The 13,221-nt window shown below is 45.4% G+C and carries 10 protein-coding genes and 1 pseudogene; 7 read left to right on the forward strand and 4 right to left on the reverse strand.

The features are described 5' to 3' along the window. Positions 1 to 9: 9 nt before the first annotated feature. From FM038_RS23525 to FM038_RS23540, 4 genes are read left to right on the forward strand one after another with little or no spacing between them, the layout of a single operon-like run. A complete protein-coding gene (locus FM038_RS23525) occupies positions 10 to 2,460 on the forward strand; it encodes a molybdopterin-dependent oxidoreductase (RefSeq protein WP_142873539.1) in 2,451 nt (816 codons plus the stop codon). Between the two features lie 9 nt (positions 2,461 to 2,469). Then, the gene (locus FM038_RS23530) at positions 2,470 to 3,087 is read left to right on the forward strand and encodes a DMSO/selenate family reductase complex B subunit (RefSeq protein ID WP_142873538.1); all 618 of its coding nucleotides are present in this window, start codon (positions 2,470 to 2,472) and stop codon (positions 3,085 to 3,087) included. A gap of 1 nt (position 3,088) precedes the next feature. Continuing rightward, complete coding sequence (locus tag FM038_RS23535) at positions 3,089 to 5,197, forward strand: hypothetical protein (RefSeq protein ID WP_142873537.1); 2,109 nt, start codon at positions 3,089 to 3,091, stop codon at positions 5,195 to 5,197. 53 nt (positions 5,198 to 5,250) lie between these two features. Then, positions 5,251 to 5,871 carry a TorD/DmsD family molecular chaperone gene (locus tag FM038_RS23540; protein ID WP_142873536.1) on the forward strand — a complete coding sequence of 207 codons (621 nt, stop codon included), beginning with the start codon at positions 5,251 to 5,253 and terminating at the stop codon, positions 5,869 to 5,871. 149 nt (positions 5,872 to 6,020) lie between these two features. On the opposite strand, the gene FM038_RS23545 is transcribed toward FM038_RS23540, so the two are convergent. Beyond that, entirely contained in the window at positions 6,021 to 6,713 is a 693-nt protein-coding gene (locus tag FM038_RS23545; RefSeq protein ID WP_142873535.1) for a TetR/AcrR family transcriptional regulator, read from the reverse strand. A gap of 426 nt (positions 6,714 to 7,139) precedes the next feature. Between FM038_RS23545 and FM038_RS23550 the strand changes: the two genes are divergently transcribed. The 3 genes and pseudogenes from FM038_RS23550 to FM038_RS25395 all read left to right on the forward strand — a co-directional run. Continuing rightward, the gene (locus FM038_RS23550) at positions 7,140 to 8,873 is read left to right on the forward strand and encodes an OPT family oligopeptide transporter (protein ID WP_142873534.1); all 1,734 of its coding nucleotides are present in this window, start codon (positions 7,140 to 7,142) and stop codon (positions 8,871 to 8,873) included. Positions 8,874 to 9,008: 135 nt separating this feature from the next. Then, a complete protein-coding gene (locus tag FM038_RS25390; RefSeq protein ID WP_336512788.1) occupies positions 9,009 to 9,263 on the forward strand; it encodes a hypothetical protein in 255 nt (84 codons plus the stop codon). 7 nt (positions 9,264 to 9,270) lie between these two features. After that, a pseudogene (locus FM038_RS25395) lies at positions 9,271 to 9,543 on the forward strand (SOS response-associated peptidase family protein); the annotation flags it as partial. A gap of 173 nt (positions 9,544 to 9,716) precedes the next feature. Here FM038_RS25395 and FM038_RS23560 read toward each other — a convergent pair. From FM038_RS23560 to FM038_RS23570, 3 genes are all read right to left on the reverse strand, one after another. Beyond that, positions 9,717 to 10,784: a phosphotransferase enzyme family protein gene (locus FM038_RS23560; RefSeq protein WP_185965808.1), complete on the reverse strand. Its 1,068-nt coding sequence runs from the start codon at positions 10,782 to 10,784 to the stop codon at positions 9,717 to 9,719. Beyond that, complete coding sequence (locus FM038_RS23565) at positions 10,781 to 11,698, reverse strand: NTP transferase domain-containing protein (protein WP_223293114.1); 918 nt, start codon at positions 11,696 to 11,698, stop codon at positions 10,781 to 10,783. The genes FM038_RS23560 and FM038_RS23565 overlap by 4 nt, the downstream gene beginning before the upstream one ends. A 157-nt stretch (positions 11,699 to 11,855) precedes the next feature. Next, positions 11,856 to 12,935 (reverse strand): DUF805 domain-containing protein, encoded by a 1,080-nt coding sequence (locus tag FM038_RS23570; RefSeq protein WP_142873532.1) that lies wholly within the window; start codon positions 12,933 to 12,935, stop codon positions 11,856 to 11,858. Positions 12,936 to 13,221: the final 286 nt, after the last annotated feature.

The raw sequence follows: 13,221 nt of genomic DNA on the forward strand, positions 1-13,221 counted from the left end.
GTAATAATTATGGAACGTCGCACGTTTCTAAAGTTCTCTGCAGCGGCGGCTGCGGTTGCAACTGTTACTGGCTGTGAAAGCAGCAGTGCCAGCGATCCTCTGCCGACTCCGAGTGAACCAGTACTCCCTCCAGTTGGAGAAGGTGTTACATGGGGCTCATGTGCCACTAACTGTTGGCAAGCATGTCCACTTAAGGTCCACAGTAAAGATGGCGTGATCACGCGCATTGAAACTGAAGGTAAGGCTACCGACGATTGGGATAGTTTCGATCACGAAATTCGCCCCTGCCCTCGTGGCCGCTCTATGCGTCAGAAGGTCTACAACCACGATCGTCTCAAGTACCCAATGAAGCGCGTAGGACGCCGAGGCTCCGATGAGTTCGTTCGTATTAGCTGGGAAGAAGCTGTCTCTAGTGTCGCCGCTGCTATGCAAAAAACATACGCTGAATACGGTAAAAACGCCATATTCATGCCTCTAGGTGGCGGCTCTCACGATCTAAATACAGGTGTGACGCAATCTAGTGTACGTCTACTAAATATGGCAGGCGGTTGTTTATTCTTCCATAACGATTACTCAGCATCTCAGTACCGTGAAGGTTCTGCTGGTATGTACGGATATCTAGCCTCTAACGATGGCGATACCGTCGGTTTTTGGAACACAGGCTCTAGCCTACGTAGTCTAGAAAACAGCGACCTAATGGTGTGTTTTGGGTATAACCCAATGGAAGCACGCTTAGGTGGTGCAGGTTCTGGTTATGAGTATTTGAATGTTAAGAAGAAGAACAACTTCAAGACATACTATATCGATCCACGCTTTACCGATACTGCAGTCACCGCTACCGATGAATGGGTACCTATCCGTCCAGGTACTGACGCTGCATTATGCGAAGCGATTGCCTACGTATTGATAGAGGATGGATACGCGAATATCCCATTTCTTGAACAATACACCTATGGATATGATAAGTACGAGGAGTATATCACTGGCGTAACTGATGGTATCGCTAGGACTCCGGAACGTGCTGAAAGCATCTGCGGTATTCCTGCAGAGAAGATTCGTGAGATTGCACAAGCTATAGGTACTGCATCGGCTCCTTTCGTGACGCAGGGCTTCGGACCTCAACGTCAAGGTAACGGTGAAAACAACGCACGAGCAGTGATGATGCTACCGATACTCGTCGGTAAGATCAGTGGCGCAGGAACTAACCATGGCGGTACGCCTGGTAATGATGGTTTATCCCATTACGCCATGATGCCGGCAGATTCGCTCAAAGATCTGATGAACATGAAAATCATGGACGTTACGATCCCTGCAGCTTCTCACTTAGATGCCATAGAGTTCGGCACTCAGATGAAGCCAAGCACCCATGACGTTCGTTACTCTGATAAAAGCTTGATGGATGCTGATACTCCGTTAGAGACTAACGTACGTTTCTTGTGGCTAGCATCCTCTAATATGTTGGCTAACCAGAATGGCGATATCAACCGTGCCGATCGTCTACTTAACGACGAAAGCTTAGTGGATTTTGTGGTTGTCGTTGAGCAGCATATGACAGCATCGGCCAAATATGCAGATATTATCTTGCCGGAAGTGAGCTGGCTTGAGATGTACGATGTGATCCAAAGCTACAACAAGATGGACTGCGGTTCACTCATGTACGCCTATGGAATCACACCTGCTATTGATCCTATGTTCGAATGCAAACCTGCATACGATATCTGCCACATGATCGCCAATGAGTTAGGCATAGGTAGCAAGTTCACCAATGGTGGCATGACCTACTTAGATCAAGTCCGCAAGGTGTTCGCTGAATTTAAGAAAAGCAATTCATGGATCCAAGGTGACACCTTTGAGGAGTTCGTCAGCTTCGGTCCTCAGCGCCGCCCAGCTGGAGAGCACCCTAACGTAGGCAAACTTCGCGACTTCGTTACTGATCCAGTGAACAACCCCCTAGGAACTCCTAGCGGCAAGGTCGAGATTTACTCTCAGTATTTTGAAAGTAAACAGAGCCAAGCCGAAGGTACCGACGAGATCAATCCACTGCCAGTGTACTTTGCTTGCGACGAGTCCTATGAAGATGCTACCGCTTCTGAGTACCCGTTCCAGTGCATTAACTACCACGGTAAACACAGTGCCCACAGCATTCACGCCAGCACACCTTGGCTCAATGAAGTGCTAGAGCATCACCTCTGGCTAAACCCAGTAGATGCAGGTGCGATCGGCGTTATCAATGGCCAAAAGGTCATCGTAGAAAGCCGTAGAGGCAAGCTAGAAATAACCGTTCGCGTCACTCCTCGTATCGTCCCAGGTGTCGTCGCTATGCCTCAAGGTCAATGGCGCCGTATGAAAGGTGACATCGATGTTGGTGGTTGTGCCAATACCTTGACCGATAGTAAGCCTAGCCCGGTTGCTAAGTCATTCCGCTCTAATACTAACCGAGTCAGAGTTTACTCGGCATAGGAGAAAGATATGCAATTAGGATTCTATGTTGATACAGAAATCTGTTCGGGCTGTAAGGCCTGTATGGTCTCCTGTAAAGATAAGAATGACTTGAATGTAGGGCGTAACTTCCGCCGCGTATATGAATACGCAGGTGGCAGCTGTACGGATAATGGCAATGGCGTGTTTTCCCAATCCGTATTTGCCTACTACACGTCAATCTCTTGTAACCATTGTGACATCCCAGCTTGTACCAAGGCCTGTCCGACAGGCGCTATGCATAAGCGCCCTGAAGATGGCTTGGTCATGGTTCATGACGACATCTGTATCGGTTGCTCATCTTGCGCACAGGCGTGCCCTTATGACGCCCCTCAGCTTGATGAAGCCCGAGGCAAGATGACTAAATGTGACGGTTGTATCGACAGGCTTAACGCTGGCAAACAGCCAATGTGTGTTGATAGCTGTATTCATCGAGCATTGGACTTCGGTCCTATCGATGAGCTACGTGCTAAGTATGGCGATACGGCAGAAATTGCCCCGTTGCCATCAGCAAGCATCACCAAACCAAACTTAATTCTTAGAGTACACCCTGACGGTCAACCTGTAGGTTCAGGCGCCGGCTCAGTAGTAAATCCAAATGAGGTATAACATGAATACTAAACTTTCTCTGGTAGCCATCTTGCTAGCAGGTACTATGGTAACCGGTTGTTCTGACGATGATTCAGAAACCATATATGTCTGTGAAAATGGCGATACGGTTTCTGCTCCAGAGCAATGCCCAACGACCCCAACGGATCCGACAGATCCTACTGACCCAACAGATCCGGTTGTGCCTCCAGTAGTAGATGGCCCGTTCGTACATGCTGCTCGTACTATCATCGATGGCGCGTTCTACAGTGCCACTAGCCCTAGCAACGAGTATGACCCGCTACGTGACTGGGAAAATACTATGCCTGCAGGATACCAAGAGATGCGTAATGCTTCGTACCCTTGGGGAACCACTGTTTATGATTCAGCAGTCAATGGCGAAGAGTTATGGATGGGTACTATCTCGAATGGTTGGTGTGTATGGCCATACCAGAACATAGGTATGCCAATTGAATTGACCACTTACGAGAGTGAGACAACAGGCTGTTCAGTTCCAGGCACTACAGGTACTCCATCACAGATCTTCATCTACAACTTCCGCACTGGCGCAAAGGAAGTGATTCATGAAGGCATGCTAACATCAGGCGGTCCTCAGTTTACTGAAGCGTTCGAACCTATTAACAATACCTATGGCTTCCGCGCTGCAGGAACTGTCGGTGATCTCGTGTTTGTTGCAGGTCACTGGAAAACAACTGAAGATAAAGGTCGTCTACGTCTATTCGTATTCAATGCTAAAGAACGTTCGTTCGTCGGTTACCGTGATATCGTCGGTGATACCACACGTCGCTTCCGTACTTTAGAGCATGCTGATGGCACGACTGGTTTCTACACTATCGTAGGTGCAGAAACTGGTATGACTCAAGATGGTAGCGGCCCGACTCAGCTACTTCGTTGGGTGGGTACCCAAGAGAAGCCTTTCGCAGGCGGTAACGCTGATTCGGGTTACGGTATGGATCTTGATCCATTAACTACTGTTGGCTGGGATGTTGTCTCGACTCAACTGGATGATGATACAACTCCGGGTGGCGTACAGTACGGTATGATCGGTGACTGGCGTCAATTCACCCATAGCGATGATACTGAGCGTCTTATCATGTCAGCCTCGGCACATCCTTTCGTTTACAAGGAAGGCAAGCGTAATGATAAGTACAAAGAGTCAGTAATCCTAATCTCAGATCCTATCCCTGCTGCTGGTTACAGTAAAACAGAGCAACTAACCTTCCGTGAAGTATTCGGTATGGATCAATACGATCCTGATACTAAAGGTCGCTGGGGAGCTAAATGGGGTACGAGTGCGATTAACGACGGTTTCATGTACTTCGGTACTTACCACCAAGGTACAGATGCTGCTTATAAGCACTTCGCTAAGGCAGACCCAGAGCTATTCACTGAGCTAACAGGTCTTGATCCACACGATTACTCTGTTATTGATGCGAATAAAGAAGCTGGTCATAAAGAATTTATGATTAACGAGTGGCGCGCCACTTCAATCTTCCGTATAGACCTTAAAAATATCGATGCTGTAAGCGCTGGCGACACCTCTAAGGTAGAGCTACTTTACGGTTACGAGACTATGCAGGTTAACGATGGTAACGGCTGGAAGGCTACACCTAACAAACTAGGCCAGAAGCCTATCCATGGTGAAGCTGGTATGGGTAACCCTGGTAACGTGTACTCTTGGACCTCAATTGCAAAAGATGGCAAGTTATTCTGGGGATTCTTCGATGCATTCTCTGGTCTACATGACCTACTGTTCGATGCATATGCCGGTGAGTACATGTTATTCGACGGTATCGTATTCCAGAACCCTGAATGGAAGAACCAAATGGCTAACAACCCAGCCATGTGGATGTACGATTACGCTAAAACTGAAATGGATGCTAACGGCCTAGCTGAAGAGTTTGTTCCAGGTGGCGATCTACTGATGATCGAAGCTGACGGTTCTGCACGTAAGCTTACCACTAGCGGTTTCGGCAACGAATGTTCTAACGGTATCCGTAACGTCGTCGATATCGATGACAAGCTGTACTTCGGTACGTCAACTTGGTGTAACCTTGGTCCGACTTCTGGACTCGAGTTCTACCAATATGAGCCTAGCTTAGACAAGTAGGTATATCATTAAGGCGGCCTTCTGGTCGCCTTTCTTTTTGTTTCGGAGTTAATATGAATAAAGCACTAGCTGAAATTACCCCTACCTTAGCTGCCAATATGTACCATGACCCGAGCGATGAAACTCTTGAGGTCTATAAAGAGCATGACTTTAACGAGTGTTACCCTCTATTGACAGAGAGCAAGACCCGCAGCGAAGGTGTTGCATTGGTGAGTAATTACATCACTCAATACACCAGTGAGCAATTGCCAGCACTACTATTAGATTTCAATCAGTTGTTTATTGGTCCAGGTAAAATGAAGGTACCATTATGGGGTTCATACTACCTGAGTGAAGATAACTTACTGTGTGGGCCAAGTACCCAGAGACTACAAAAACGCATCGATTCACTCGGCATAGCACTCAGCACAATCGATGGTGACAACCAGCCTACCGATCACATATCACTAGTTCTACAACTAGTGGAGTTTACCCTGCAGGAAGAGAAGAGCTTAGAGCTAAAAGTTATCGTAGCCGAGCATTTAGCTCCCTGGGCATATCGAGTGGCTGAACTAACAATCGAACACGCTAAAACTGACTTCTACTTAGGCTGGGGATTATTACTTAAGGATTATCTAGATGTGTTAGTTGAATCCAATGACATCATAGTGAAAGAGCTGAACCTATGGGGGTAGTAGGGCCTCTGAGACTCCAATGTTAAATCGGTAGGGTGGCGAGTAACAGAGATAACGTACAGAATATCTTGGTTTATGCTGTTAAGAAGGCTGTAGGAGTGCGCCCACGACCTCACTCCCCAGTTGAGTCAGCCCCACAAAGTAGGCAACTAGCACGCTATCATGCCCGCTTTCTTATGTCTTCCAATGGCTATTAACGTCTTTTCATAATCGACACTAGCATGCTCTTCACACCAATTTAATGCCTCTGTCAATTTCAGTAAGTTTTCAAATACTTTTCGCAAGGTATAGTTAATATGCTTACCTGCCGTCATCACGTTTTGCGGAATGATGACACAGCCTCTTTGATAGGGGAAAACAGAAGCCATTACCTCTTCCATCTCATCTTGAGTTACCTCGATATGGCCTTGCTTAAACGGTGCTATCCAGAACTCTAAAACAATGCCACGAATTTGAGTCACAATCAGCTCTAGCCTTGCTTGTTGCGCTTCACTGGCAAACATGAAAATGCCAGGGTTGGCACTGAGTAATGTGGTACCTGAACGATTTTGAGTTTCCATAGAGCCTGCAACTGGTGCCAACAGACTCAAGACTAACTTCTCTCTATCATTAAGGGTTTCATCGGCCTGAATATCGAGTAGCATCTGTCGAGTTTGACCCGCATCACGAACAAATAGGCTCACCACTACATCTTCTTTTCCTGAGAAGTGATTATATAGCGTAGCCCTGGATACGCCTGCACGCTTTGCTATCTCAACAAACTTAAAAGACATGGCACCATCTTCTAAAATGAGCTCTTTAGCGATATCCAGTAATAGTGCTTCACGTGTTGCTTTGCCCATAGCCATAAAAATCCCAAACCTTAAACAGATGACTAACGAGAGTCTATTTTAAAAAGAAATTAAAATAATAGTGCACTCTATAGCGATTAATTTTAGTGAATAAATAACCGAAAGTTCAAATAAACCTTCCTTTTGTAACCTAAGAATATCAGGCAATCAAAATATTAACCAACGTGTAAACCCTGACTCGATCACATATAGAAAAAACAGCACGACTTCAGTAGGGAGCCTGACGACTCTTTACATTCAGAGATGGACTCACTACTTATATCAGTTACAAAGCATATAGACACCTGCCCACGTATTTTGAGCTAGGGCTCACAAACTAGGACATTGGTTCTATTTAAGCTATTATTAGCAAAATATTGAGATAGATTCTGCGATAACACTCCCTGTTTTCTAGTGGTATAACCAGATAATAGACACATGCCAACTTCAGTTCCAAACACAATGAATCACACTTCACTTTCCATCAGAGCGATTATCTCTGGGATGTTTTTCGGCTCAATTTTGACGGTGTGCAACATCTATATGGGACTCAAGGTGGGCTGGACATTAAACCTTTCGGTTCTAGCCGCCCTGCTTGGATTTATCTTTTGGCATGGGGCTCACTCACTATTTAACACTAAAAAGTGGTCCGTGACCGAGAGTAATATTCAACAAACTGCGACATCAGCAGCCTGCAGTACCATGGCAGCAGGCCTAGTTGCTCCGATTCCCGCCTATCTAATTATTACAGGTAGCCCATTCGAATACTGGCCTATGGTCATCTGGATGATAGCAATCAGCTTATTGGGGATCTGTGTGGCTTCAGCGCTCAGACCTGCAATGGTTAACAATCCACGATTGCCCTTTCCAGCAGGAATAGCCACTGCAGAGGTGATAAGAGATATATTTGATAATGGCCAAGAAGCGAAGAAAAAAATCAGGGCCCTATTTATTGCGGCGGCAGTCGCCCTTTCTCACCGTATTATTTTTCCGGGATCGATGAAGCTATCATTGGGCTTTTCAATTCCTGGTTACGGTGCATTAACAGGCACCAGTATCAGCGCAAAAAATCTGGGATTTGTACTTGAACCATCATATATGCTGCTAGCATTTGGCAGTATTATAGGCCTACGGTCAGCGCTTAGTATCATGCTTGGCTGTATCATTGGCTGGATTGGACTTGGCCCCTACATTCTCGGTCAAGGCTGGGAACTGGCAGGCCCTACAGACGCTAGCTGGTTTGTCTATCTCGTGGACTGGCTACTCTGGCCTGGTGTGAGCTTGATGCTAGCATCATCCATCACCAGTACAGCCATTGTTCTACTTAGATCAAATAAGAACAAACGACTTGCACTTGAGTGGCACTGGCAGGAATATACCTTTCTTGCACTACTCACCCCGTTAATCGTTTCACTGCAAATATACTTTTTCGATATCAGCCTATTTGCCGCCATATTGGCCGTTCCTTTGGCCTTTATATTTGCTGTCGTTGCCGCGCAAGTTGTCGGTGAAACAGGGATACCACCAATGGGCGCACTAGGTAAGATGTCGCAACTGTCATTCGCGGTTATTAGCCCAGGCAATATCTCTACGAATTTGATGACAGGTAATGTGTCTGGTGGCGCTGCAGGCCAGGCAACCGATCTACTAAACGACCTGAAAGCAGGCTACCTACTCGGCACCTCACCAAGACAGCAGTTTATCGCACAAGCATGCGGCATAGTGACCGGCTGCTTAGTCAGCGCTGCAATATTCATGTTACTCATACCAAACCCAGCGACACAGTTGATGACAGAGCAGTGGCCAGCTCCAGGTGTTGCCATATGGAAGTCAGTAGCCATTGCGTTAACTGAAGGCTTAGAGGCAATACCACAATCGGCACGATATGCCATGTTTATCGGGATTATCGCAGCCACGATTAATGAAATTTTACCACTCTTAATCAAAGAAAAGTGGCATCGCTACCTGCCTAGCATGTCAGCAATGGGACTCGCTTTTGTATTACCAGCCCAAGTGAGTATCATGCTATTTATTGGTGCTATTTTAGCGTGGGGCTTACGCCTAATAGCACCTAAGTGGTCACAAAGATTTATGCTGGCTATTGCGGCAGGCTGTATAGCCGGAGAGAGTATTGCGGGGGTTCTGGGCTCTATTTTTTACCTTCTTTTCTAGCTCTCCTAATATTTTTCCATATGTTCCACCGTAATAGGCTTGGTATATCCCAACCTAGGCCGCTATTATCAATTATTCATTGAACTAAAAAGTGATTATATGTGCGGTAGACTCAATTTTATCGATGATCTCTTTATGCGTTCTATAATGCTGAAGCTATCGGTTGCCAACCCCAATGATATGGAATATCGCCGCTTTAAGAAGCCTACAGATGAGATCTATATTGTTCGTGAAACACTAGGGGTCAGAAGGTTACAACAGGCTAATTGGTGGTTACTGCAAGATATGACCTATGACAGCTTCACACCGAGTCGATTTACCTCATTTAACACGCGGTATGATAAATTGAATCAGCCAGGTTCTGCTGGATATCAGCCCTTCAGAGAGTAGATGCATCATCCTAGCAAAAGGTTTTGGGGAAACAGAGAAGCATGAAACTGGCGTCAAATACTACGACTTTATCGCTCAGGACTCGGCTATTATATTAGGTGGTCTTTTCAAAGAATGGCACCATCCAAAAACCGGGGAACATAGTGTCTCTTGCTCAGTCATAACCAACCCACCACATCCAGACTTAGCCCCATATCACAGTAAAGCTAGCCCGCTTATACTGCCACAGGAGCCAGCAACGTTAGATGCTTGGCTCGATCAAAGAAATCATCAAATTGATATGTTCAGAGAATTACTCAAACCTGCATTAAGGCATGACTTTATAGTGCAGCAGATAGATAAACCAAGCAGCCATAACCCCATCGGTGAAGCCATATTGCTTCACCCTAATGACTATCATTAACTCACTGTCTAGGCCAGCTTGAAGTAAAATCCAATAGAACTGGGAGGAGGTTAGCTGAGATAAACCTTTAACTTAGTTTCCTGCTCAAGCAGACTCTTATAAAGAGTAAATTGGTTAGCCGCACGCTCTAAATTATGGTTTTCATGATGAATATTGAAATACACATCACCATTAAGATGATCAGTAAGAAAACGGACACCAATCATCAAGCAGATCACACGAGCACCTAGCCAGAGACTATTCTTTTCATCTTCACTCAGTACTGTACCTAGCTCACTTAAATAACCACGACAGATAGCAGCAAAAATAGATTCTCGCACATGGACATTGTCTAAGGCTGTTGAATCTTCCTCCTCGGGTGAGGTAAAGGTTCTGACCATATCGCCAAAATCATACATGAGGTGGCCCTTCATGCAGGTATCAAGATCGATAATCGCTAGGCTGCTCATGTCACGCTTATCGTAAAGCATATTATTGATTTTAGTGTCATTATGACATATTCGTAGAGGTAACTTAGGAGATAACTCAGCCAGCTCGCTTAATAAAGCTTGCTGTGATGAGGCAAAATAGATCCATTCACGGCACCCTGCACTCCGTTGATGAACATCTTGCTCTACTGCACTCTGTAACTGCTCGAGCCTACCAGGGAGATGGTGAAACTGAGGAATAACATCTTCCAGCTGAGTGGCATCAAGATCACTCAATGCTGAAGAAAAATGACCAAAGGCTTTTGCTGCAGAGAAGGCTTCATCTTCGCAAGTCACGACCTCGATACTAAGGCTATGAGGCAGATAGCTAATCGCCCTCCAAAAACCCCGCTCTCCAAGATCGATAGCTAATTGCCCCTCGTCAGTCTTCAAAGGCTTAACTACCTGTAATGCGTACAGCTCTCTCTCTCTCTTCCCTGAAAGATGCTTAGCAATTTTATGAGCATTTTCAACCAAAGCATTCGGAGTTTTAAATACCTGAGTATTGATCCCTTGCAGAACAAGTTCACCATCACCCCAACGAACAAGGAAAGTATCGTTGATATGGCCATTGCCCAGAGGGGAAACTTTGGCATCATTGGTCCTGATACCAAAATAGGGCAGCACAGTCTGCCTAACAAAATCGATCACTCAATAACTCCATCACTCTTATTTGCTAAAACTCTGCAGAGTTTATCTTTTACCCACTCTACATCCTGGGGGTAGGTTACACCAAACCAAGGCTCTTGCGCCGTTTTAACCTGGATCTGTTTCGTGAGAATGGCCTCTGCCGGCGGATCATTATTTGCAAATCCAATATATTGCTGCACCACTGTTGGGAGATAACATTCAGACTTAGGCTCTAATCCATGCTCAGTAATAAAACGAGTTAACTCAGATTCTATGACAGTAAAAATATCATCAGAAAAGCCCCAGCAGGTCATAGAAACAGGAGTCTCAGCTTCCAATTGCTTATGTGAACCTTCACAACAACCATAAATGCCTTTCGAGGCAGAGTAAATATCTGTCCACTCTGCAACGCCTTTTAATATTCCCTGCTCAACCAAACAAACACCACGGTTGACTCCGCCATGCTCAGATAAAGTTAAACTCAATGGGTAAGCCACTAGCATCCAATCATTAGGAGATGCTCTTAAACCTTGAGCAAGAAGTGGAAACGCAGAGTCACCATAGTAGTCATCAGCATTAATCACGGCCATTAACCCTTTGACCTGGTGACGAGCACTCCAAAGTGCGTGAGCAGTTCCCCAGGGTTTGGCCCTATGACTAAAATCAACAAGGTAGTCGCGTGCAGCTTCAGGAAGATCATCCATCGTTTGATAGCTAAAGCAACATTCAAAATCTGCAGAGACATGGGGCTTAATACGTTTAGCCAACAAAGAGGTAAGTTCAGTCTCCAGCTCCGGCCTTATTACCAATACCACTTTAGTAAAATCAGCTCGATAGGCTGACATGATGGACAACTCAAGCATTGTCTCACCATTTGGGCCAAGACTCGCTAACTGCTTATCACCACCAAACCGGCTACCTAGCCCTGCGGCCATGATGACTAAAGTTAGCGGAGCTAAAGTTCGCGGAGTTTGAGCTAATGAGGTTTGGTTTTCTATGATGGTATTACTCAACATTCACAAAGCTTCTATAAATAATCTCGGCCGATACACGGATCAGCCGAGCAGTCTAATGACAAAACAATTTTTCCAGCTATAAATAGGGGATAAAAGCAGCGTTTCTCGCTAGCGCTGACTGGCTTCCCTTCAAGCTGAAATCATAGCCACATAACTTGACGCTCCCTCGACGAGCAATATCAGTGATAATGGCTTGAGTATCTAATGGAGAAAAACGTGCTTCGATTGCGGTATCAGGCATATATTCCACTAATATAGTTCGATAGTCAGTGCCGTTATTAAACCTCAGATTAGTACAACTTCTATCACCTTGAGCCGATGCCAGAGACCAGATTTCACCAGGCGTTCTTGTCTCTCCTAGCCAACGCATAATCAAGATATTGCCCTCGAGTAGAACACTAAACCCGTCAGGGATTTTAGCCTCTTCTCTAGCTGAGGTGAGTACTGGCTCTTCTACTGCTAGAGTCGTAAGCGCTACAGTCTCCTCCTCAGAACTAGAGACTAAGCTCCAAAGGCCACTCAAGAGCGTGATAGCTAATAGCCCCCCAGCAACACTTAATAAGATTTTGGGGTGCTGTTTACCCCACACAGCCCAGCCCTGCAGAGAAGCTGAAAATGACCTAATTGAAACTGAACTCTCCCAATCCTGCTGATTGTCTGAGGCATTACCTCGCTCCGATTCAGTATCAGACTCTTCCCGATAAGAAGTAGACCCATCGGCATCTAATGTCGGCTCTACTCTTCGCCGGTTAGCATGACTCTTTGCCACTGCAGCCGGGCCAGCATAACCATTTTGGTATCTGCTCACTTTACTTTTAGATGCAAGCATTGCTAAAAAAGCATTTACTGCTAAAGCAAAAAAGAAAGCGACAGAAGATAATAGTGTGCTATTTCCAAAGGCTAATGCCATCGAAAAAAGAGATAGAGGAATAAGAGGTAACCCTGAGTACCAAATTGGACGAGCAGCATCTCGCACTCTTCGATAAGTCGTTAACACCAGTAGTGGAGATAATAGCCCAGCCAGAATGAGCATGACGCTAGTTTGGCCAATAAGTAAAAACCCAAAGATTAAAACAAAATAAATAGAGGCACTTATTACAGCAAACCTGGCCCCATTATCACGACCATGAATACATAAAAGAGATTGATATTGCATGAAATAACACCTACAAAGATTCGAATTAAACAGCATAAACCTGAGCCAAGCCTTAATGACCGCCTTAGCTTCATACAGACTAACTAATTTATCAATCAAAGTCAGTGTCAGCTTGAAAAAAGCGAGTTTACAAAACATTAATCTTGCTTCATATGAATAAACTAGCGATTGAATGTACGGTATCAGATCTCAACCTGAATTAACCAAATCCTACTTAAGATTAAACTGACACTAGCGCCTATGCTTGAGTAGAGCGTATAATATACGGCTTCCCGGTATTCGGGAG

This window comes from Shewanella eurypsychrophilus (genome assembly GCF_007004545.3).
In the GTDB taxonomy this organism is placed as follows: Bacteria; Pseudomonadota; Gammaproteobacteria; order Enterobacterales; family Shewanellaceae; genus Shewanella; species Shewanella eurypsychrophilus.

Bases quoted from the DNA above. Each gene is read 5' to 3' on its own strand.
- FM038_RS23525 (WP_142873539.1), top strand. From the start codon at position 10: ATGGAACGTCGCACGTTTCTAAAGTTCTCTGCAGCGGCGGCTGCGGTT.
- FM038_RS23530 (WP_142873538.1), top strand. From the start codon at position 2,470: ATGCAATTAGGATTCTATGTTGATACAGAAATCTGTTCGGGCTGTAAG.
- FM038_RS23535 (WP_142873537.1), top strand. From the start codon at position 3,089: ATGAATACTAAACTTTCTCTGGTAGCCATCTTGCTAGCAGGTACTATG.
- FM038_RS23540 (WP_142873536.1), top strand. From the start codon at position 5,251: ATGAATAAAGCACTAGCTGAAATTACCCCTACCTTAGCTGCCAATATG.
- FM038_RS23545 (WP_142873535.1), bottom strand. From the start codon at position 6,713: ATGGGCAAAGCAACACGTGAAGCACTATTACTGGATATCGCTAAAGAG.
- FM038_RS23550 (WP_142873534.1), top strand. From the start codon at position 7,140: ATGCCAACTTCAGTTCCAAACACAATGAATCACACTTCACTTTCCATC.
- FM038_RS25390 (WP_336512788.1), top strand. From the start codon at position 9,009: ATGCGTTCTATAATGCTGAAGCTATCGGTTGCCAACCCCAATGATATG.
- FM038_RS23565 (WP_223293114.1), bottom strand. From the start codon at position 11,698: ATGGCCGCAGGGCTAGGTAGCCGGTTTGGTGGTGATAAGCAGTTAGCG.
- FM038_RS23570 (WP_142873532.1), bottom strand. From the start codon at position 12,935: ATGCAATATCAATCTCTTTTATGTATTCATGGTCGTGATAATGGGGCC.